General features: G+C 76.3%; 21 protein-coding genes and 2 pseudogenes. 8 read left to right on the plus strand and 15 right to left on the minus strand.

What is annotated here, in order from left to right; genetic code table 11:
• Positions 1-92: 92 nt before the first annotated feature.
• Positions 93-359 (plus strand): 30S ribosomal protein S20, encoded by a 267-nt coding sequence (gene rpsT / locus ACI784_RS05810; protein WP_456922620.1) that lies wholly within the window; start codon positions 93-95, stop codon positions 357-359.
• Positions 360-566: 207 nt separating this feature from the next.
• On the opposite strand, the gene holA is transcribed toward rpsT, so the two are convergent.
• Positions 567-1,559 carry a DNA polymerase III subunit delta gene (gene holA / locus ACI784_RS05815; RefSeq protein WP_457012788.1) on the minus strand — a complete coding sequence of 331 codons (993 nt, stop codon included), beginning with the start codon at positions 1,557-1,559 and terminating at the stop codon, positions 567-569.
• A gap of 391 nt (positions 1,560-1,950) precedes the next feature.
• Positions 1,951-2,376: pseudogene (locus tag ACI784_RS05820) on the minus strand (ComEC/Rec2 family competence protein); the annotation flags it as partial.
• Here ACI784_RS05820 and ACI784_RS05825 point away from each other — a divergent pair.
• Positions 2,275-2,541 carry a hypothetical protein gene (locus ACI784_RS05825; RefSeq protein ID WP_456922622.1) on the plus strand — a complete coding sequence of 89 codons (267 nt, stop codon included), beginning with the start codon at positions 2,275-2,277 and terminating at the stop codon, positions 2,539-2,541. The pseudogene ACI784_RS05820 and the gene ACI784_RS05825 sit on opposite strands and share 102 nt — an antisense overlap.
• 21 nt (positions 2,542-2,562) lie before the next feature.
• On the opposite strand, the pseudogene ACI784_RS05830 reads toward ACI784_RS05825, so the two are convergent.
• The 9 genes and pseudogenes from ACI784_RS05830 to ACI784_RS05870 all read right to left on the minus strand — a co-directional run.
• Positions 2,563-4,017: pseudogene (locus ACI784_RS05830) on the minus strand (ComEC/Rec2 family competence protein); the annotation flags it as partial.
• On the minus strand, positions 4,014-4,916 hold the full coding sequence (locus ACI784_RS05835) for a ComEA family DNA-binding protein (RefSeq protein ID WP_457012789.1): 903 nt from the start codon (positions 4,914-4,916) through the stop codon (positions 4,014-4,016). The pseudogene ACI784_RS05830 and the gene ACI784_RS05835, both read right to left, overlap by 4 nt.
• A 140-nt stretch (positions 4,917-5,056) precedes the next feature.
• Positions 5,057-5,959 (minus strand): DegV family protein, encoded by a 903-nt coding sequence (locus tag ACI784_RS05840; protein WP_456922624.1) that lies wholly within the window; start codon positions 5,957-5,959, stop codon positions 5,057-5,059.
• A 70-nt stretch (positions 5,960-6,029) separates the two neighbouring features.
• Positions 6,030-6,767: a histidine phosphatase family protein gene (locus tag ACI784_RS05845; RefSeq protein ID WP_457012790.1), complete on the minus strand. Its 738-nt coding sequence runs from the start codon at positions 6,765-6,767 to the stop codon at positions 6,030-6,032.
• Entirely contained in the window at positions 6,764-7,342 is a 579-nt protein-coding gene (gene rsfS, locus ACI784_RS05850; protein WP_457012791.1) for a ribosome silencing factor, read from the minus strand. Before rsfS ends, ACI784_RS05845 begins: the two co-directional genes overlap by 4 nt.
• The gene (gene nadD / locus ACI784_RS05855; RefSeq protein ID WP_456922627.1) at positions 7,339-8,088 is read right to left on the minus strand and encodes a nicotinate-nucleotide adenylyltransferase; all 750 of its coding nucleotides are present in this window, start codon (positions 8,086-8,088) and stop codon (positions 7,339-7,341) included. Before nadD ends, rsfS begins: the two co-directional genes overlap by 4 nt.
• 104 nt (positions 8,089-8,192) lie before the next feature.
• Positions 8,193-9,620 carry a vWA domain-containing protein gene (locus tag ACI784_RS05860; protein WP_457012792.1) on the minus strand — a complete coding sequence of 476 codons (1,428 nt, stop codon included), beginning with the start codon at positions 9,618-9,620 and terminating at the stop codon, positions 8,193-8,195.
• On the minus strand, positions 9,620-10,507 hold the full coding sequence (locus ACI784_RS05865; protein ID WP_456922629.1) for an AAA family ATPase: 888 nt from the start codon (positions 10,505-10,507) through the stop codon (positions 9,620-9,622). The genes ACI784_RS05860 and ACI784_RS05865 overlap by 1 nt, the downstream gene beginning before the upstream one ends.
• A gap of 24 nt (positions 10,508-10,531) precedes the next feature.
• Positions 10,532-11,785, minus strand: a complete 1,254-nt coding sequence (locus ACI784_RS05870) for a glutamate-5-semialdehyde dehydrogenase (protein WP_457012793.1) — start codon at positions 11,783-11,785, stop codon at positions 10,532-10,534.
• 73 nt (positions 11,786-11,858) lie between these two features.
• On the opposite strand from ACI784_RS05870, the gene ACI784_RS05875 reads away from it, so the two are divergent.
• Genes ACI784_RS05875 through ACI784_RS05890 form a run of 4 tightly spaced genes read left to right on the plus strand, consistent with a single transcriptional unit; the run spans position 11,859 to position 15,040 of the window.
• Positions 11,859-12,821, plus strand: coding sequence for a metal ABC transporter substrate-binding protein (locus tag ACI784_RS05875; RefSeq protein ID WP_457012794.1), 963 nt, complete (start codon positions 11,859-11,861; stop codon positions 12,819-12,821).
• Positions 12,818-13,603: a metal ABC transporter ATP-binding protein gene (locus tag ACI784_RS05880; protein WP_456922632.1), complete on the plus strand. Its 786-nt coding sequence runs from the start codon at positions 12,818-12,820 to the stop codon at positions 13,601-13,603. Before ACI784_RS05875 ends, ACI784_RS05880 begins: the two co-directional genes overlap by 4 nt.
• A 1-nt stretch (position 13,604) precedes the next feature.
• On the plus strand, positions 13,605-14,627 hold the full coding sequence (locus ACI784_RS05885; protein WP_456922634.1) for a metal ABC transporter permease: 1,023 nt from the start codon (positions 13,605-13,607) through the stop codon (positions 14,625-14,627).
• A complete protein-coding gene (locus ACI784_RS05890) occupies positions 14,624-15,040 on the plus strand; it encodes a Fur family transcriptional regulator (RefSeq protein ID WP_457012795.1) in 417 nt (138 codons plus the stop codon). The genes ACI784_RS05885 and ACI784_RS05890 overlap by 4 nt, the downstream gene beginning before the upstream one ends.
• 3 nt (positions 15,041-15,043) lie before the next feature.
• Here ACI784_RS05890 and ACI784_RS05895 read toward each other — a convergent pair whose 3' ends face one another.
• Positions 15,044-15,490 (minus strand): MarR family winged helix-turn-helix transcriptional regulator, encoded by a 447-nt coding sequence (locus ACI784_RS05895; protein WP_456922636.1) that lies wholly within the window; start codon positions 15,488-15,490, stop codon positions 15,044-15,046.
• A 72-nt stretch (positions 15,491-15,562) separates the two neighbouring features.
• Between ACI784_RS05895 and ACI784_RS05900 the strand changes: the two genes are divergently transcribed.
• Positions 15,563-16,225, plus strand: a complete 663-nt coding sequence (locus ACI784_RS05900) for a maleylpyruvate isomerase family mycothiol-dependent enzyme (protein WP_457012796.1) — start codon at positions 15,563-15,565, stop codon at positions 16,223-16,225.
• Between the two features lie 75 nt (positions 16,226-16,300).
• Positions 16,301-16,609: a hypothetical protein gene (locus ACI784_RS05905; RefSeq protein WP_457012797.1), complete on the plus strand. Its 309-nt coding sequence runs from the start codon at positions 16,301-16,303 to the stop codon at positions 16,607-16,609.
• A gap of 39 nt (positions 16,610-16,648) precedes the next feature.
• On the opposite strand, the gene def is transcribed toward ACI784_RS05905, so the two are convergent.
• From def to obgE, 3 genes are read right to left on the minus strand one after another with little or no spacing between them, the layout of a single operon-like run.
• Positions 16,649-17,134 carry a peptide deformylase gene (gene def, locus ACI784_RS05910; RefSeq protein WP_457012798.1) on the minus strand — a complete coding sequence of 162 codons (486 nt, stop codon included), beginning with the start codon at positions 17,132-17,134 and terminating at the stop codon, positions 16,649-16,651.
• Between the two features lie 13 nt (positions 17,135-17,147).
• The gene (gene proB, locus ACI784_RS05915; protein WP_456922641.1) at positions 17,148-18,269 is read right to left on the minus strand and encodes a glutamate 5-kinase; all 1,122 of its coding nucleotides are present in this window, start codon (positions 18,267-18,269) and stop codon (positions 17,148-17,150) included.
• On the minus strand, positions 18,266-19,753 hold the full coding sequence (gene obgE / locus ACI784_RS05920; RefSeq protein WP_456922642.1) for a GTPase ObgE: 1,488 nt from the start codon (positions 19,751-19,753) through the stop codon (positions 18,266-18,268). Before obgE ends, proB begins: the two co-directional genes overlap by 4 nt.
• Between the last annotated feature and the right edge of the window lie 69 nt (positions 19,754-19,822).

Below are 19,822 nucleotides of genomic sequence, written 5' to 3' on the forward strand. Positions count from 1 at the left end.
CGCTGGTATCTTTACAGGCCGGTCCGCTGGCGCCTGCCGTCCGGACGCACTGTCAGAAGTACTCCCTCCCGAGAGACACCCGAGGCTCACGCGTGGCGAACATCAAGTCCCAGATGAAGCGGATCAAGACCAACGAGAAGGCGCGTCAGCGCAACGTTGCCGTCAAGTCCGCCCTGAAGACGGCCGTCCGGCGTTTCCGTACCGCCGCTGACGCCGGGGACGCCGCGGCTGCGACCGCCGCTCTCCAGGTGGCCAGCAAGGCGCTGGACAAGGCCGCCAGCAAGGGCGTCATCCACAAGAACCAGGCCGCCAACCGCAAGTCGGGCATGGCCAAGCAGGCCGCCAAGATCGGCGCCTGACGCTCGTTCTTCTCCGCAGAGAGCCCCCTCCCGCACGGGACGGGGGCTCTTCGCGTTGTGGGACGCGCTGTGCGGCGGGGCGCCGTCGAGCCGTGTGGGGCGCCGCCAGGCGCCGCCGTGCGGCGGCGCCGTCGAGCGGTGTGGGGCGCCGTCGAGCCGTGTGGGGCGCGGTCGGGCGTGCTGCCGCCCCGTGTCAGGAGCGCCCGGTCAGCCGCGGACGCCGCGACCGGTGGCGGCGCGGATGGCGACGATGCGGCGCACCGCCCGCTCCAGCGCGTAGTCGGCGCTGGCCGCGGCGCCCTTGACGTCGGCGTTGAGCTCCGCGGCCACACCGACCGCCTGCTGCAGCCCCTCGATGCTCCAGCCGCGCGCCTGGCTCTGCGCCTTCTTCACCTTCCACGGCGGCAGCTTCAGCGTGCGGGCCAGCTCGCCGGGGTTGGTGCTGCGCAGTGACGTGACCCGCGCCGCGGTGCGCACCCCGTCGGCGATGGCGTCGGCGATGAGGACGTGCGCGACGCCGCGCTGCAGCGCCCAGCGGAGCATCTCCAGCGAACCCTGCCGGTCCCCGACCAGGACTCGCTCCGCGACGGTGAACCCGGTGACCTCGGCCTGCCCGCGGTGGAACCGGGCCACGGCGTCGGCGTCGATGGTGCCGCCGAAGTCCGACACCAGCTGCCCGGCCGCGGACGACAGCTGGCGCAGGTCGGCCCCGATCGCCTCGACCAGGGCGCTGGCCGCATCGGGGGCGATCCGCCCGCCGGCCGACCGGACCTCGTTGCGCACGAAGGCGATCCGGTCCCCCACCGAGCTGACCTTCGGGCAGTCGTCGACGGCCGCACCGGCCGCGGTGAACGCCTTGACCAGGGCCTCGTTGCGCTTGCCCCCGTGGTGCACCACCACCAGCGTGAGGTCGGGATCCGGGTCCTTCGCGTAGCTGGTGAGGGCGTCGACGAGCGCGCTCGCCGCCTCGTGCACGCCGGTGACCACGACCAGCCGGTGCCCGCCGAACAGCGAGGGCGCCAGGACGTCGGCGAGCTGGCCGACCGGCAGGCCCAGGGCTGCCATCTCGTGCAGCTCGGCATCGGGGTGGCGCTCGAGGACGGCTGCGCGGACGGCGGAGACGGCGCGGGCCCGCAGGAGCTCCTCCTCGCCGACCACGGCGCGCAGACGTGAGGTCGGTGCGGGAGGTGCTGCAGCCACACCGGCATGGTGCCACGCGCCGGAGACGGGACCGCCGGCCCGCGCCGGTGGCTCCGGCTCCTCGGAACAGCGAAGCGAGCACGAGGGCCGCCTCCGGCCGGTCGCCACCTCGAGGGGCTGCCGCGGCGTGGCTGGGATCGGCGCCCCGGCCGGCCACGCCCCACCCCTCCGCGTCCCCGGCCACGGCGAGGTCGCCCTCGCGGTCGGTGCGGTGCACCCGCATCCCCTCCCGCACCAACCAGGCGAGGACCCGCGCCGTCGGGTGGCCGTACGGGTTGCCCGCGCCCACCGACACCAGGGCCACCCGGGCACCGGTGGCGGCCAGGAACCCGCGGTCGGCGTCGGCGCTGCCGTGGTGCGGCACCTTGAGCACGTCGGCGCGCAGGTCGACGCCGCGGGCGACGATCCGCGCCTGCGCCTCGCCGCCGAGGTCGCCGGTCAGCAGGACCCGGACGCCGTTGCGGGTGACCCGGACGACGAGCGAGAGGTCGTTGGCCTCGGCGGCCCTCGTGGCCGCTCGCGGGGGCGGTGCGAGGACGTCCACGGTGGCGTCCCCGACCGCCCGGTGGTCGCCGGGGACCAGGACCGTCCGTTCCGCACCGGCTCTGCGCGTGAGCGTGTCCAGCCGGCCGGACCGGTCGTCGGCGGGTGAGAGGGTGCCGGTGGCGACGGTCCCGACGTCCCGCCCGGACAGCGCTCCCGCGAGCCCTCCGGCGTGGTCGGCGTCCAGGTGCGTGACGAGGACCAGCGGCAGCCGGTCGATGCCCAGGCGGTCCAGGCAGCGGTCGACCGCGCCGACGTCCGGGCCGGCGTCCACGAGGACCCCCTCCCCCGGCCCGGTCGGCACGACGAGCGCGTCGCCCTGTCCGACGTCGCAGGCGACCACCACCGTGTCGGCCGGCGGCCACCCACGGGTCACCTGGCGGATCGGCCAGCCCAGGACGACCACGCCGACGAGGGCGGCCAGCGCGAGGGCCCGTGACCGCGGGTACCGCCACAGCACCCAGCCGAGGGCGAGCAGGAGGACGGTCAGCAGCACCGCGCCCCGCGTGCCGGCCGGCCAGGCGGCCGCGCCGTCCGGGAGCGCCGCCGCCCGCTCGGCGACGACGACCAGCCAGCGGACCGGCCAGCCGGCCAGCCACACGCCGGCGTCGCCGAGTGGCGGCAGGACCGTCCCGACCAGCGCGGCGGCCAGCCCGAGCACGGTGGCGGCGGGTACGACGGGCGCGGCCAGCAGGTTCGCCGGCAGCGAGACGGGACTGACCAGGCCCGAGAGTCCGGCCACCAGCGGCGCGGTGGCGACACCGGCGGCCGCGGCGACCGCCACGGCGTCGGCGAGGATCTGCGGCCAGCCGTGTATCCGCAGGCGCCGCGACCAGCCGGGCGCGAGCAGCACGATGGCGGCGGTGGCCGCCACGGACAGCGCGAAGCCGGCATCCTGCGCCAGCCGGGGGTCGACCAGCAGCAGCACGACGACGGATGCCCCCAGCGCGGGCACGGCCACCCTCGACCGGCCGCCGGCCAGCGCCAGCAGGGTGACCGCCCCCATCGCCGCGGCCCGCACGACGCTGGCACTGGGCCGGGCGAGCAGGACGAACCCGACCAGGGCGACCGCGGCGACCAGCGCCTGCACGCGCCGGTCGACCGCCCGCCGCCGCAGCGGGACGAGCACGCCGGTGAGGACGATCGCGACGTTGGCCCCGCTGACGGCGGTGAGGTGCGCGAGCCCGGCCCGCCGGAAGTCCTCCTCGAGCACGGGGTCCATCGCCCGCGTGTCCCCGACCACGAGGCCGGGCAGCAGGCCGCCCGCCCGCGGCCCCAGCACGCGCACGGCCGCCTCGGAGAACCCGTCCCGGATCGCGCCGGCCACCCGCTGGCTCCACGGCGGATCGCCGAGGAGGACCGGCGGCGCACGCGCCGACACCCGGGCCACCAGCCCGTCCCCCGGATCGGCCGGGGTGACGGTGCCCCGGACGCGCAGCGGCTGACCCGGCAGGAGCCCCGTCCACTCCTCGGCGGGTGCGAAGACGACGACGTCATCGGCCAGCCGGGTCCGCACCGTGCCGTCGTCCAGGCCGGTGACCGTGGCCTCCACGACGACCCGGGCCGGGCCCACGCCGCCCACGGGCCGCGGGTCGCCGTCCACCTCGAGGTCCAGCAGCACCGTCCGGCGCGCCTCGGCGACCGTGGCCAGCGGGGAGGACTCCCGGGCCGCGGCCCGCACCGCCGCGGTGCCCGCCGTGACCGCCACCGCGGCCAGCACGCCGAGCAGCACCACGGCCGCCGCCGAGCGCCGATGGCGAGCGACCGGCACCGCCACGGCCGTCGCGACCAGGGCGGAGGCGGCCAGTGCGCCCGGCGACAGCAGCGAGGACACGAGGGTCGTGGTCCACACGGCCGCCGCCGCGGGTGCCAGGCGGAGGTCCACCCAGGCCCAGCGCCCGCGCGGTGCGCTCACACGGTCACCAGCTCGGCGACCTCGGCGTACGTGGCCGGCCCGATCCCGGGCACGTCGTCGAGCTGCTCGACGCTGGTGAACCGGCCCTGCTGCGCCCGGTGGTCGACGATCCGCTGGGCCAGCACGGGGCCGATGCCCGGCAGGGCGTCCAGATCGGCGGCGGTGGCCGTGTTCAGGTCGACCTGACCGGCAGCCGGCGCGACCCCGGGTGCAGCGGCTCCGCCCGAGACCGCGCCCGGCACACCGACCGCGATCTGCTGGCCGTCGGCGACCACCGCCGCGAGGTTGATCGAGGCCGGGTCGGCCTCCGGCAGCAGGCCACCGGCGGCCGCCACGGCGTCGGCGACGCGGGCGCCCTCCGGGACGACGACGAGGCCCGGCCGGGCCACGAGGCCGACCACGGCGACGACGGCGGTGGCGGAGCTGTCCGCCGCGACACCGACGGAGGGCGTCGCGGGTGCGGCCGGCGGCGTGCCCGGGGCCTCGGGTGCCGACGCGGCGGGGGTCTCCCCGGCCGGTTCCTCCGTGCCGGCCGGCTCGGCAGGGGCCGGCTGAACCTCGGGCCGGTCGAACCAGGTGCCCACCGCGACCAGCGCCGCCGCGAGCAGCCCGGCCACCCACAGCGCCCACACCCCGCGCCGTCCCGGGTCGAGCCGGACCGCACTGCCCGGTGCGCGGTGCCGGCCGATGCCGCCGGGGAGCTCGGCGTCCCTCCCCCACCCGCCCGGCTCGTCCGCCACCTCCGGCTCGTCGAGGCCGTCGAGGTCGGGCCCGGGACCGGAGCCGGCGGGCTCGACGTCGGGCACCCAGCCGCGCGGGTGCACGCGGTCGTCGAGCAAGGCACGCAACCGTGCGCGGATCAGGTCGGCGTCATCGCTGCGACGGGGTGAGAGGCGCACCGGGCGGACGCTAGGCAGCCCCGGCCCCTCGTGCGGCGGCTCGGGCCCGGCTGTGGATGGGGCCCCTGCCTGTGGACGACGGAGGGCGGGCGCGGGCGGCGGTGCGCGAGGCTGCGCCGGTGCCCGTGCTCCGCCGCTGCTCAGTCCGGCTGTCCGCCCTCGTCCCGCTGCGCCGCCGGGTCCAGCGGTGGCAGGGAGGACGCCGGCGCGACGACCAGCCCCACCGCGCCCGGTCCCACGTGCGCGCCGATCGCCGCGCCCAGCTCGCTCACGAGCAGCTCCCGCAGCAGCGGCACCTGCTCCCGGAGCTCGGCCGCCAGGCGCTCGGCCCGGTCGGGAGCGGCCAGGTGGTGCACGGCCACCGACACCGGCACCCCGTCGGCCGCCTCGACGCCCCGTTGCACCAGGCGGGCCAGCGCACGCGCCGAGGTGCGCACCTTCTCCAGCGGCACGACCCGCCCCTCGGAGACGTGCAGGACCGGCTTGACGGCGAGGGCGGTGCCGATCAGGGAGGCGGCCGAGCCGATCCGGCCACCTCGGCGCAGGTGCTCCAGGGTGTCGACGACGAACAGCGTCCGCGTGGCCGCGGCGGTCTCGCGCGCCGCAGCCGCGACGGCCTCGGCACCCCCGCCGGCGGCGGCCACGCGCGCGGCGGCGAGGACCGCGAAGCCGCTGCCCATGGCCGCGGACCGGGAGTCGACGACGGTCACCACGTGCTCGCCGACCTGCGCGGCGGCCAGGCGGGCGGCGTCGACGGTGCCGGACAGCTCGGCGGACAGGTGCACCGACACGATGCGGTCGGCACCCGCGGCCAGCCGCCGCCGGTAGGCGCTGACGAAGTCCCCCGGCGTGGGACGGGAGGTGGAGACCCGCTGGCCCCGGCCGGCCAGCGCGCGGGCGACGTCGGCGGGGCTGATCTCCTCCCCCTCGCGGCCGGAGTGCCCGGCCATCACCACGTAGAGCGGGACCACCTCGACCGCGTACTGCTCGACCAGCTCAGGAGGCAGGTATGCCGTGGAGTCGGTGACCACGGCGACGGACACCCGGCGAGGCTAGCTCCCGGCGGCGGACCGCAAGACACGGTGCGTCGCGATGCACCGCGGTCGGGTGACCTCAGAGGACGGCGTTGGCGTCCTGCACCGGTGCCGGTGCCTCCTCGGGCGTCGCCCCGGCCTCCAGCGGCGCGGACGCCCTCGCCGGCCCCGCGGACCCGGCCGGCGGCTGCGGAGCCGAGCTGTTGTGCCGCAGCAGCCGCCACCGGTCACCGTGCACCGCCAGCTCGCTCCAGGCGCAGTTGCCGAGGGGGCCGACGACCCGCCGGTGCTCAGGGCCGAGGCCCAGCAGCGCCTCGATCAGGCGCCCGCCGGTGCCACCGTGGGTCACCACGACGGCGGCCGGCGCCTCGGGCAGGTCCTGGAGTGCGGCGAGGGCACGGTCCGGCACGGTGGCGGGGTCCTCCCCGCCGCGGCCCCGCACCGGGCGGCCGGCCAGCCAGTCGGCGTACTGGTCGGGGTGCCGCTCGGCCACCTCGTCGCGGGTCAGGCCCTCCCAGCACCCCAGGCCGACCTCGCGCAGGCGCGGGTCCAGGCGCAGGGGCACCCCGAGCAGTCCGGTCAGGGTGGCCGCGGTCTCCGCGGCCCGGGTGAGGTCGCTGGACACCACCACGGTGCCCTGCGGCAGCGGACCGGTCGCGGCCAGCTGGGGTGCGGTGCGGGCGGCCTGGCCGCGACCCTCGGCGTCCAGCGGGGGGTCGAGCTGGCCCTGGAAACGCCCGGTGGCGTTCCACTCGGTCCGTCCGTGCCGCCAGATCAGCAGGCGGGTCACCGGCAGCGGCGGCACGGCGGCACTCACCGGCCGGCCGCCTCCGGGCCCTCGTCCCGGGGGCGCCCGCCGGGCGTCACGTCGTCGTCCTCGGCCGGCTCGGGAGCCAGCGGGGTGGGGTCGGCGCTGGCTGGGTCGACGTCGTCGGCCGACAGCGTCTGCCGGGTCGACGGGGCGGCGCCGTCACCGGCGGCGTTCCCGACCGACGCGGCGTCGTCCCCGGAGGCCGCGGCGCCGGGCGGCGCGGCCGGGTCGACGAAGGGGATGGTCGGGCAGTCCTTCCACAGCCGCTCGAGGGCGTAGTAGGCCCGCTCCTCGGCGTGCTGCACGTGGACGACGACGTCGATGAAGTCCAGCAGCACCCAGCGGGCCTCCGCGACGCCCTCGCGGCGCACCGGCTTGACCCCGTGCTGCCGCAGCCGCTCCTCCACCTCGTCGACGATCGCCTGCACCTGGCGCTCGTTGGGAGCCGAGGCCAGCACGAACGCGTCGGTGATGGCCAGCCGCTCGCTCACGTCGACGATCGACACGTTGGTGGCGAGCTTGTCCGCGGCGGCCTGGGCGGCGAGCAGTGCGGTCTCCCGCGCCTCGGTCGAGGCGGTCATCGGGGTACCTCCTGGAGATGGGGGGACGGTGGCTCGGTCGCGGGTCCACCGGGGTCTCCGGTGGCCGGCGGCCGGTCGTAGGTGGGGCGGTCGCCCGCCGGCGGGGTGGGACGGCCGCCGCGCGCGATCCCCTCCCGCGCGACGGGACGGGTCCCGCCGGGCACGCGGTAGAGGCCGCGCTTCTCGATGTACTGCACGACGCCGTCCGGGACGAGGTACCAGACCGGCATGCCCCGCCCCACCCGTTCCCGGCAGTCGCTGGAGCTGATGGCCAGGGCGGGCACCTCGACCAGGCTCACCGCGCCCTCGGGCAGGTGGGCGGCCCCCAGGTCGAAGCCGGGGCGGGTCACGCCGATGAAGTGCGCCAGGTCGAAGCACCGGTCGCTGTCGCGCCAGCTCAGGATCTGGGAGAGCGCGTCGGCGCCGGTGATGAAGAACAGCTCGTCGTCGGGGCGCTGGCGCTGCAGGTCGCTGAGCGTGTCGATGGTGAAGGTCTGACCGCCCCGGTCGATGTCCACCCGGCTCACCGAGAAGCGCGGGTTGGAGGCGGTGGCGATGACCGTCATGAGGTACCTGTCCTCGGCCGGGCTGACCTCGCGGTGGCTCTTCTGCCACGGCTGCCCGGTCGGCACGAAGACGACCTCGTCGAGCCCGAAGAGCACCGCCACCTCGCTGGCCGCCACCAGGTGCCCGTGGTGGATGGGGTCGAACGTCCCGCCCATCACACCGACTCGCCGTCCTGCCACCGATCGAGCCTATCCGGGCGGGCCGACACCGGCCCGCGAGGACCGATCGGCGCCCGGAGCGCGCAGGCCACCAGACCGCGCAGGGCCGCAGAGCGCTCAGCGCCTCAGAGCGTGGTCACGAAGTCGGCGAGCTGGGCGGCGGTGCGGCACTCGACCATGTCGACCACCTCGGCGTACCGGAGGGCCGCGGAGTCGCCGCTGCCCCACAGCCGCCGCGGCTCCGGGTTCAGCCAGTGCGCCGAGCGCGACCGTCGGACCAGGTCGGCGAGCACGGGCAGCCCGGGCTGGCGGTGGTTGGTCCGGCCGTCCCCGAGCACGAGCAGCGAGGTCTTCGGGCCCACGGCGCCCGGCCATCGCTCGGCGAAGACCTCCAGGGCGGTGCCGTAGTCGCTGTGCCCGTCGAAGCCCACGACGTCGGCCTCGCGGCCGATCCGCGCGACCGCGTCGCTGACGTCGGCGCCGGGCCGGAAGAACCGGGTCACCTCGTCGGTGGAGTCGACGAACGCGAACGCCCGCACGCCGGAGAAGTGCTCCCGCAGCGCCTGGGTCAGCATCAGCGTGAAGTGGCTGAACCCGGCCACCGAGCCGCTGACGTCGCACAGCACGACCAGCTCCGGCTTGTGCACCCTGCGCGGCCGGTGGTGGGTCACCACCGGGACCCCGCCCGTGCCCAGCGACGCGCGGACGGTCCTGCGGAAGTCCAGCCGTCCCTCCCGGCCCAGCCGCCGGCGCGCCGACAGCCGGACCGCCAGCCGCCGGGCCAGCGGCGCCACGGTCCGGCGCAGCTCGGCCAGGTCGGCCTGGTTGGCGCGGAGGAACTCCACCTGGTCGGCCAGCGGCCGGATGGCGTTCCTGGCCACCTTGTCCCGGCCCCGCTCGGCCGCCGCCCGCCGCCGCACCTCGGCCTCCACCGCCGCCTTGAACGCCGCCAGGCGCTCGCGCACCGTCTGCCGGGCCACCTGCTCGGCCAGCCCGCCGCGCTCGCCGTCGCCGAGCAGCCCGGCCAGCAGCTGCGCCACGAGGGTGTCCGGCGACAGCGCCCGCAGCACCCGGTAGCTGAAGAACGACTGACCGGACGGCGACGGGGTGGCCCGGCCCAGCCGGTCGACGGCCTCGCGGGCGAACCGGCGCAGTGCCTCCGGATCGCCGTCCAGCAGCAGCTGGGCCAGCCGGTCACGCAGCAGGCCGGCCAGGTCTGCGCCGTCCGGCACGTCGAGGGTGGACTCCGGGGCCTCGCCCGCCACGCCCGGGTCGTCGTCACTGCCGTCGACGTCCACCACCGGCCGGTCCGACAGCGGCCACCACAGGTCGAACAGCACGTCGTAGGCCGGGCGCTGCGCCGCGCGCTGCAGCAGCACCGCGGCCAGCCCGTGCCGCAGCTGCTCGCGGTCCAGCAGGTCGACGACGGTGAGGATCTCGGCGGCGTCCACGGCCTGGCTGATCCCGACCGGGATGCCGGCCTCCCGCACCGCCCGCACGAAGCCGTCGAGGTGGCCGGCGAGCCCGCCGGGCCCGGCGGCAGGCGCGGTCATCAGTTCAGCCGCAGCTCGGCCGCGGCCCGCTCCTGGTCGCTGGCGTGCTTGAGCACCACGCCGAGCGTCGAGCGCACCGCGGTCTCGTCGAGGGTGTCCATCCCGAGCTCCAGCAGGGTCTGCGCCCAGTCCAGCGTCTCGGAGATCGACGGCGACTTCTTCAGCTCCAGCGCCCGCAGCGCGCGGATGGTGCGCACCAGCTGCTCGGCCAGCCCCGGCGCGAGGTCGGGCACCCGGGAGAGCACGATCTCCCGCTCGCGCTCGGCCGACGGGTAGTCCAGCGCGAGGTAGAGGCAGCGCCGCTTGAGCGCCTCGGACAGCTCCCGGGTGGCGTTCGAGGTCAGCACCACCATCGGCCGACGGGTGGCCGTCACCGTGCCGAGCTCGGGGATGGTGACCTGGAAGTCGCTGAGCACCTCCAGCAGCAGGCCCTCCACCTCGACGTCGGCCTTGTCGGTCTCGTCGACGAGCAGCACGGTGGGGGTGGCGCGCCGGATGGCGGTGAGCAGCGGCCGGGAGAGCAGGAACTCCTCACCGAAGATGTCGTCGTGCACGGTGTCCCAGTCGGCGCCGCCGGTGCCCTGCGCCGCCTGGATGCGCAGCAGCTGCTTCTTGTAGTTCCACTCGTACAGCGCCCGCGCCTCGTCCAGGCCCTCGTAGCACTGCAGCCGGATCAGCTCCGAGCCGGTGGCCACCGCCAGGGCCTTGGCCAGCTCGGTCTTGCCGGTGCCGGCCGGCCCCTCGACCAGCAGCGGCTTGCCCAGCCGGTCGGCGAGGAACACCGTCGTGGCGATCTGCGCGTCGGGCAGGTAGCCAGCGGTCGCCAGCCGCTTGCTGACGTCCGCGACCGAGGAGAACTGCGGGGACTGCGACGGCGGGCGGGGCATGCGGCTCCAGTCAGCTCGAGCCGGTCAGCGGGTGTGGCCGCTGCCGGTGACGACGTACGTGGTGGAGGTCAGCTCCGGCAGGCCGAGCGGGCCGCGGGCGTGCAGCTTCTGCGTGGAGATGCCGATCTCGGCGCCGAAGCCGAACTCCCCGCCGTCGGTGAAGCGGGTGGAGGCGTTGACCAGCACCGCGGCGGCGTCCACCCCGGCGGTGAACGCCGCGATCGCCGAGGCGGAGTCGGCGACGATCGCCTCGGTGTGCCCGGTGCTCCACCGCTCGATGTGGTCCAGCGCCTGCGGGAGGTCGTCGACGACCCGCACCGCCATGTCCATCGACAGGTACTCGGTGGCCCAGTCCTCGTCGGTCGCGGGGACGACGGCGTCGTGGGCGGCCTGGGCCGCGGCGTCCCCGTGCAGGGTCACGCCGGCGTCGGCCAGCGCGGACAGCAGCCGCGGCAGGAACGGGACGTCGCGGTGCACCAGCAGCGTCTCGGCGGAGTTGCAGACGCTGACCCGGTGGGTCTTGGCGTTGAGCACGATCGCCTCGGCCATGGCCGGGTCGGCGGAGGCGTCGACGTAGACGTGGCAGTTGCCCTCGCCGGTCTCGATGACCGGCACGGTCGACTCGCGCACCACGCGCTGGATGAGCGACGCGCCGCCCCGCGGGATGACGACGTCGACCACGCCGCGGGCGTTCAGCAGCTCGCCCACCGAGGCGCGGTCGGCCGGCAGCAGCTCGATCGACCCGGCCGGCAGCCCGGCCTTCTCCGCGGCCTCGGTGAGGACGGCGACGAGCGCGGTGTTGGTGCCGAACGCCGACGCCGACCCCCGCAGCAGCGCCGCGTTGCCGCTCTTGAGGCACAGGCCCGCGGCATCGACGGTCACGTTAGGGCGGGCCTCGTAGACGATCCCGACCACGCCGAGGGGCACCCGGACCTGCCGCAGCTGCAGCCCGTTGGGCAGCGTCGACCCGCGGACGACGTCGCCCACCGGGTCCGGCAGGGCCACCAGCTGGCGCAGCGCGTCGGCGACCCCGGCCACCCGCCCCGCGTCCAGCCGCAGCCGGTCGAGGATCGCGGCGGGGGTGCCCGCGGCCGCGGCGGCCTCGACGTCGGCGGCGTTGGCGGCGAGCACCTCGTCGGTGCGCTCGACCAGCGCGTCGGCCATCGCCCGCAGCGCGGCGTCCTTGGTGTCGGTGGGCAGGGTGCGCAGCACCCGGGCGGCGCCGCGGGCCCGCTGGGCCGCGGCGCCGATCAGCGGCAGGCCGGAGACGTCGGACACGCCCGCGAGGGTACGCGGGCGGACGCCGCACCTCGCCGTCCCGACCACCGCAGCCCATGCGAGAATGATTCTCATGCACATCACGACGACGCGCACGACGGCGACCGCCGCGGCCTGCGCCGCTGCCCTCCTGCTGACCGCGTGCGGAGGCGACGACGCCACCAGCACCGGCACCGGGGAGGGGCTCACCGTCGTCGCCGGCTTCTACCCGCTGCAGTGGGCCGCCGAGCGCGTCGGCGGCGACCGCGTCGACGTCTCCTCGCTCACCCCGCCCGGCGCCGAGGCCCACGACCTGGAGCTGACCCCCCAGGACGTCGCCGCTGTCGGCGAGGCCGACGTGCTGGTCTACCTGGCGGGCTTCCAGCCGGCCCTGGACGAGGCCGCGGAGTCCGAGGCCGGCGACGCCGCCTGGGACGCCGGGCAGGCGGCCGACCTCTCACTCACCTCGGAGGAGCACTCGCACGACGGCGAGGAGGAGCACGCCGAGGAGGGGCACGCCGACGAGGGCGAGGAACCGGTCGACCCGCACTTCTGGCTGGACCCGACCCGGCTGGCCGCCGTCGGCGACGCCCTGGCCGCGGAGCTCGGCGAGCAGGACCCGGACGGCGCCGCCACCTACGAGGAGAACGCCGCCGCCCTGCGGGCCGACCTCGAGGCGCTCGACGCGGAGATGCAGGCCGGGCTCGCGAACTGCGCCGTCCCCACGCTGGTCACCAGCCACGACGCCTTCGGCTACCTCGCCGCCCGCTACGGCCTCGAGGTGGTCGGCATCAGCGGCCTCTCCCCCTCGCAGGAGCCGAGCCCGGCCCAGCTCGCCGAGATCTCCACACTGGTGCGCGAGCGCGGGGTGACGACCGTCTACACCGAGACCCTCGTCGACCCCGCCGTCGCCGAGACCGTCGCCGAGGAGGCCGGGGTGCGCACCGCCGTCCTGGACCCGCTGGAGGGCCTGACCGACGAGTCCGCCGGTGCGGACTACCTGTCGGTCATGCGCGAGGACCTGGCCACGCTACAGGAGGGGCAGGGCTGCTCATGACCGCCGCCATCCGGCTCCGGGACGCCAGCATCGGCTACGGCGACGTGCCGGTGGTCTGCGGCGTCGACCTCACCGTGCAGGCCGGCGAGGCGGTCGCCGTCCTCGGCTCCAACGGGTCGGGGAAGACGACGCTGTCGCGGGGGCTGCTCGGCCTGGCCGCCGTCCTCGGGGGCGAGGTCGAGGTGCTCGGGGCGCCGGTCGGGCGGCTGCGCGAGCGGGGGCGGATCGGCTACGTGCCGCAGCGGCACACGGTGAGCGGCGCCGTGCCGGCCACGGTCCGCGAGGTGGTCGGCGTCGGCCGGCTGGCCCGGCTCGGGCTGTTCCGGCGGCTGCGCCCCGCCGACCGCGCCGCGGTCGCCGACGCGGTGGCCGCCGTCGGGCTCAGCGACCGGATGAGCGACCCCGTGGCCTCGCTCTCCGGCGGCCAGCAGCGCCGGGTGCTGGTGGCCCGCGCGCTGGCCGCCCAGCCGGAGCTGCTGATCATGGACGAGCCGACCGCCGGCGTGGACGCCGCCAGCCAGGACGCGCTCGCCGCCGTCCTGGCCGGCGTGTCGGCGACCGGCACCACCCTGCTGGTCGTCACCCACGAGACCGGGCCGCTGCGCGGCGTCCTGACCCGCGCGGTCGTGGTCGACCACGGGCGGATCGGCTACGACGGCCCGCTGGCCGGCGCAGAGCCGCACGCCGACGGCGGCCACCACCACCCCGAGGACGCCGGCCGGCCCCCGGCCAGGGGCTACCGCATCGACCAGCCCCGGGTGACCAGCGACGGAGGCCGCTGACGTGGAGATCCTCGAGTACGGCTTCATGCAGCGGGCGCTGCTGGCCTCGCTGATGGTCGGCCTGGTCGCCCCGGCGGTCGGCGTCTTCCTGGTCCAGCGCCGGCTGTCCCTGCTGGGCGACGGCCTCGGCCACGTCGCCCTCACCGGCGTCGCGATCGGCGTCCTCACCTCGACCGCCCCCGTCGGGACGGCGCTGGTGGCAGCGGTCATCGGTGCGGTCGTCATCGAGCTGGTGCGGGCCCGCGGGCGCACCAGCGGCGACGTCGCCCTCGCCGTCCTGTTCTACGGCGGCATCGCCGGCGGTGTCGTGCTGCTGAGCCTGGCCCCGCGCGGTCAGGCGACCAACCTGGAGTCCTACCTGTTCGGTGCGATCACGACGACCAGCGCCTCGGACGTCGCCGTCTTCGCCGTCATCACGCTCGTCGTGCTCGCCGCGGTGTGGCTGCTGGGCCAGCGGCTGTACGCGGTCAGCGACGACGAGGAGTACGCGCGGGCGGTCGGCCTGCCCGTGCTCGCGCTCAACATCGTGCTCGCGGCGCTGGTCGCCTCGACCGTCGTGCTGTCGATGCGCGTGGTCGGGCTGCTGCTCATCAGCGCCCTGATGATCGTGCCGAGCGCGGTCGCCCAGCTGGTGGCCCGCAGCTTCCGGCAGGCCCTCTACCTGGCCTGCGCCATCGGCCTGGTGGTCAGCGTCTCGGGCACGACCGCGTCCTACTACGCGGGCACCCCGTCCGGCGGGACGATCGTGCTTCTGGCGATCGCCCTGTTCCTCGTCGTCACCAGCACGGTGGCCCTGCGCGAGGTCACCGCGCGGCGCCGGCACCGGCGGCGGGCGGAGGTGCACGCGGCGCACCCGCACGAGCACGGCGAGGGCTGCGGGCACCAGCCGGTGCCGCACGGCGACCACGTCGACTACGACCACGACGGCCACCTGCACGCCCCGCACCGCACCGGCGCCGGCACCCACTACGACGAGCACGGCCGGCACGCGACGCCGGCCCCTGGCCAGGGAGGCCGCCCGTGACCGCCCCGAACCCGGCCGAGGTGCCCGGCCGCCGGCAGACCCGGCAGCGCAGCGCCGTCCAGGGCCTGCTCGAGGAGCTCGACGGCTTCCGCACCGCCCAGGACCTGCACGCCCTGCTCCGCGAGCGCGGCGACGCGGTGGGGCTGGCGACGGTCTACCGGGCGCTGCAGGCCCTGGTGGACGACGGCCTGGTCGACGTGCTCCGCGGCAGCGACGGCGAGGCCGCCTACCGCCGGTGCTCGCCGGTGCACCACCACCACCTGGTGTGCCGATCGTGCGGCCGCACGGTGGAGGTGGCCGACCCGCCGGTCGAGCGCTGGGCCGCCCGGGTCGCCGCCGAGCACGGGTTCGCCGACGTCCAGCACCAGCTGGAGGTGTTCGGCACCTGCGCCACCTGCACCGCGGCCGGCTGAGGCTCACCGGTACGGGTCGGTGACCTCCCGGAGCCGGGTGAGCGCCGCCCGCAGGGCGGCGGCGGTCTCCTCGCCGAGGTACGCGGTCCACTCGGCCTCGACCTCGGCCTCGACCCGCCGGGCCAGCGCCACGACGCGCTCGCCGCGGTCGGCCATCTGCACCAGCCGGGCCCGGCCGTCGGTCGGGTCGGCCACCCGGCGGACGTAGCCGGCGGCCTCCAGCTGGTCGACGAGGTGCCCGGCGGTCTGCTTGGTGACCAGCGCCTGCTCGGCGAGGTCGGTCAGCCGCGTGCCGGTGCGGCCGATCCTCGCGGCGATGCGGCCCTGGGCGGCGGTGATGTCGTCGAAGCCGGCCGCGGCCAGCGCCGCCAGGATCCGCGCCTCCATGGCCCGGTGCGGGTAGAAGCACAGCAGCCCCAGGTTCTGCCGCTCCTCCGGTCCCTCGGTCACGGTGCCCCTTGACGACGGTCAGATCCTCTGACGAAACTTGTCAGAGGATCGTACCAACCGGGTGGAGGCGTCATGGACCTCGACGACGTGTGGCGGACCATCGACGCCGAGCGGCTGAGCCTCGCTGACCTGCTGGAGGACCTCTCCCCCACCGAGTGGGAGACCCCGTCGCTGTGCTCCGACTGGCGGGTCGGGGACGTCGCCGTGCACCTGACCCAGGCGCACATGGGGCTCGGCGCGGCGCTCGTCGCGGCGGTCCGTGCGCGCGGCAGCTTCGAACGGATGATCCGGGACTCGGCTCTGCGCGCGGCGCCGCTGCCGCCCGCGGAGTGCGCCCGGCGGTTGCGTGCGATGGCCGGCTCGCGGCGTACGGCACCGTTCCTCAGCCCGCTGGAGCCGCTCATGGACGTCCTCGTCCACGGGCAGGACATCGCACTCCCCCTGGGTCGCTGCCGGCCGATGCCCCCGGCCGCCGCGGCAGCGGCCGCACAGCGCGCGTGGGACATGGGGTTTCCCTTCCGGGCACAGCGGCGGCTGGCCGGCCTCCGGCTCTCGGCGACCGACACCGGCTGGACCGTCGGCGACGGCGCTCCCGTGGAGGGTCCCGTCGCGGCGCTCCTGCTGCTGGTCACCGGCCGCGGGGCCGCGCTCGGCCAGCTCGACGGGGAGGGTGCCCGGCTGCTCGCCGGCCGCCGGGACGGCGACGTCGCGGGCTCGGGGGCCGATCGAGCCTGACAGCCGGCGACGCCGGCGGGGCCGGACGTGGAGGCCCGCTCAGCTCGGGCGCTCCCCGACGAGCAGGAGGACGCCATGACATGGGCAGTGACCATGGACGTGCCCGCACCGGTGGAGGTGTACGACGCCGTCCACGCCGAGGTCCTGCGCAGGGCCGGCGACACGACCGAGGGGCTCCTGGTGCACCTCGCCCGGGCCACACCGACCGGGTTCCAGGTCATCGAGGTCTGGGAGTCCAGGGAGGCCGCCGAGCGCTTCGACCGTGAGCTGGTCCAGCCGATCGTCGCCGAGCTCTCTCCCGACGGCCCCCCGCCCGGCGATCCCGTGGTCACCGAGTTCGAGGTCCGCGGCCTGGTCGTGCCCGGGACCGCCGTCGTCGTCTGACCGCTGCCCGGCCGGCCGCGCGGGACCCTCGCCGTCCCGTCAGCCCCGCTCGCGCAGCGCGCGCAGGGCGGTCTTCCGGGCCTCGCCGGTCAGCCGGTCGAGGAAGACCTTCCCGTCGAGGTGGTCGACCTCGTGCTGCAGTGCGCGGGCCATCAGGCCGCTGCCCTCCAGGCGCAGCGGCTTGCCGGTGACGTCGAAGCCCTCGACGACGGCGTGCATGGCCCGCACCGTGGGCGCCCAGATGCCGGGGATGGACAGGCACCCCTCGTCGCCGTCCTGCGTCTCCTCGGACAGCTCGACGATGCGCGGGTTCACCATGTGCCCGATCACGCCGTCGACGTTGTAGGAGAACGCCCGCAGCCCCACCCCGATCTGCGGCGCGGCCACGCCGGCCCGTCCCGGGTCGGCCACGGTGTCCTCGAGGTCGCGGACCAGCGCGGCCAGTTCCCTGTCGAAGGCGCGCACCGCGTCGGCGGGGGTGCGGAGGACGGGGTCACCGAGCACGCGGATGGGGCGGATCGTCACGGCCGGCAGTCTCTCAGCCCAGGGACGGGCGCCGGACCAGCACCATCTCGTCGCGGTGCACCAGCTCCCGCTGGTACTCCGGGTCGAGCTCGCCGGTCTTGCGGCCGAGCAGCGGCGGCAGCTCGCGGGCGTCGAACGCGACGAGGCCGCGCGCGACCACGACGCCGTCCGGGCCGACCAGCTCCACGGGGTCGTCGGCGAGGAAGTCGCCGACCACGCCGGTGACGCCCGCCGCCAGCAGGGAGGCGTTGCGCTCGCGCACCGCCCGCACCGCGCCCTCGTCGAGGACCAGCCGCCCCCGGGGACGGGTGGCGAAGCGCAGCCAGAACTGCCGGGCGCGCGGGCGGGGGCCCATGACGGCGAACCGGGTGCCCACCGGCTCCCCGGCCAGCGCCGCGGCGGCCTGCACGGTGGAGGTGACGACGACCGGGACGCCGGCGTGCGCCGCGATCAGGGCGGCCTCCACCTTGGTCGCCATGCCGCCGGTGCCCACGCCGTTGCGCCGGGCCGTGCCCAGGGTGACGACGTCGAGGTCGGCGGGGTCGCGCACGGTGTCCAGCAGCCGGGCCGGCCCCTGCCGCGGGTCGCCGTCGTAGACGCCGTCGACGTCGGAGAGCAGCAGCAGCGCGTCGGCGTGCGCCACGTGGGCGACCAGGGCGGCGAGCCGGTCGTTGTCGCCGAAGCGGATCTCCTCGGTGGCCACCGTGTCGTTCTCGTTGACGATCGGCAGCACCCCGAGGGTGAGCAGCTTCTCCACCGTGCGCTGCGCGTTCCGGTAGTGGCTGCGCCGGGTGAGGTCGTCGGCGGTGAGCAGCACCTGGCCCACGGTGACGTCGTGGCGGGCGAACGCGTCGGCGTAGGTCTGCACCAGCCGCAGCTGCCCGACGCTGGCCGCGGCCTGCGCGGTCGCGAGGTCCCGCGGCCGGCCCTCGACGCCCAGGGGCGCCAGGCCGGCGGCGATCGCCCCGGAGGAGACGAGCACGACCTCCCGGCCGGCGGTGCGCGCGGCCCCGAGGACGTCGACCAGCGCCGCCAGCCGGCCCTCGTCGAGCCCGCCGGGCAGGGTGGTCAGCGACGACGAGCCGACCTTGACCACGACCCGCCGCGCGCCGGCGATCTCCGGCCGGGCGGTCACTCGTCGTCTCCGGTGGGGAGGTCCTCCTCGTCCCAGGTGTCGCTGAGCTCGAAGGGCACCCGGCGGGCCCGCTTGGCCGCCAGCCGCTCCTCGGCCCGCACCCGGTGCGGGGCGTCGATGCGCGCGTCGGTGCCGCGCCCGCCGAGCCCGGCGCTCTCCTCGACGGTGAGCGTGCCGGCCGGCAGGGTGGGCGCCCAGTCGAACGTGACCCCGCCGATGGTGACCGCGTCGCCCTCGCGGGCACCGGCCTTGGCCAGCTCCTCCTCGACACCGAGCCGGTTGAGCCGGTCGGCGAGGAAGCCCACGGCCTCGTCGTTGGTGAAGTCGGTCTGGCGCACCCAGCGCTCCGGCTTGACCCCGTGGACCACGAACGCCTCGTCGTCCTCCGGGTCGCGCTCGACGGTGAACCCGCTGTCGTCGACCGCGCGCGGGGTGAGGGTGATCCGGACCGCCTCGGGCTCCGGCAGGGCGGCCCGGTGCTCGTCGACGGCGGTGGCCAGGGCGAAGCCGAGCTCGCGCAGCCCCTCCCCCGTCGCCGCGCTGACCGGGAAGACCTGCAGCCCGCGCTCCTCGAGGCCGGCGCGGACCAGGTCGACCAGCTCGCGGGCGTCCGGGACGTCGATCTTGTTGAGGACGGCGATCCGCAGCCGGCTCACCAGGTCGATCTCCTCGCCGCTGTACTCGGCGAGCTCGTGCTCCAGCGCCTCGATGTCGCTCTCGGGGTCACGGCCGGGCTCCATCGTCGCCATGTCGACCACGTGCACCAGCACGGCGCACCGCTCGATGTGGCGGAGGAACTCCAGACCCAGGCCCCTGCCCTCGGACGCCCCCGGGATCAGCCCCGGGACGTCGGCCATCGTGAAGGCGACGTCGCCGGCACGGACCACGCCGAGGTTGGGCACGAGCGTGGTGAAGGGGTAGTCGGCGATCTTGGGCCGGGCCGCCGACATCGCCGCGATCAGCGAGGACTTGCCCGCCGAGGGGAACCCGACCAGGCCGACGTCGGCGATGCTCTTGAGCTCGATGACGGCGTCGAACGCCTCGCCCGGCTCGCCGAGCAGCGCGAAGCCGGGGGCCTTGCGCCGGGAGTTGGCCAGCGCGGCGTTGCCGAGGCCGCCCTTGCCGCCGTGCGCGAGCACGACGCGGGTGCCGGCACCGACGAGGTCGGCGACGACCCGGCCGTCGGGGGTGCTCACCACGGTGCCGGCGGGGACCCGCAGGACGCGGTCCTCACCCCGGGCGCCGTGGCGGTTGCTGCCCTCGCCCGGGCGGCCGTTGCCGGCCTTCTGGTGCGGGCGGTGGTGGAAGTCCAGCAGGGTGTGCACGCTGGGGTCGACCTCGAGGACGACGTTGCCGCCGTCCCCGCCGTTGCCCCCGTCGGGCCCGCCCAGCGGCTTGAACTTCTCGCGGTGGATGGACGCCACCCCGTGGCCGCCGTTGCCGGCCGCCACGTGGACGACCACGCGGTCGACGAAAGCGGCCATGTCCGCGCCGCCTCTCAGTTCTCGGGTGTCAAGCGCCACGAGCGCACGGGCCGCCGGCCCGTGCGCTCG

It is taken from the genome of Geodermatophilus sp. SYSU D01186 (assembly GCF_054050215.1).

Coding starts and splice junctions, on each gene's coding strand:
- ACI784_RS05860 (WP_457012792.1), bottom strand. CDS start 9,620: ATGACCGCGCCTGCCGCCGGGCCCGGCGGGCTCGCCGGCCACCTCGAC.
- ACI784_RS05905 (WP_457012797.1), top strand. CDS start 16,301: ATGACATGGGCAGTGACCATGGACGTGCCCGCACCGGTGGAGGTGTAC.
- ACI784_RS05865 (WP_456922629.1), bottom strand. CDS start 10,507: ATGCCCCGCCCGCCGTCGCAGTCCCCGCAGTTCTCCTCGGTCGCGGAC.
- obgE (WP_456922642.1), bottom strand. CDS start 19,753: ATGGCCGCTTTCGTCGACCGCGTGGTCGTCCACGTGGCGGCCGGCAAC.
- ACI784_RS05900 (WP_457012796.1), top strand. CDS start 15,563: ATGGACCTCGACGACGTGTGGCGGACCATCGACGCCGAGCGGCTGAGC.
- rsfS (WP_457012791.1), bottom strand. CDS start 7,342: ATGACCGCCTCGACCGAGGCGCGGGAGACCGCACTGCTCGCCGCCCAG.
- ACI784_RS05875 (WP_457012794.1), top strand. CDS start 11,859: ATGCACATCACGACGACGCGCACGACGGCGACCGCCGCGGCCTGCGCC.
- ACI784_RS05880 (WP_456922632.1), top strand. CDS start 12,818: ATGACCGCCGCCATCCGGCTCCGGGACGCCAGCATCGGCTACGGCGAC.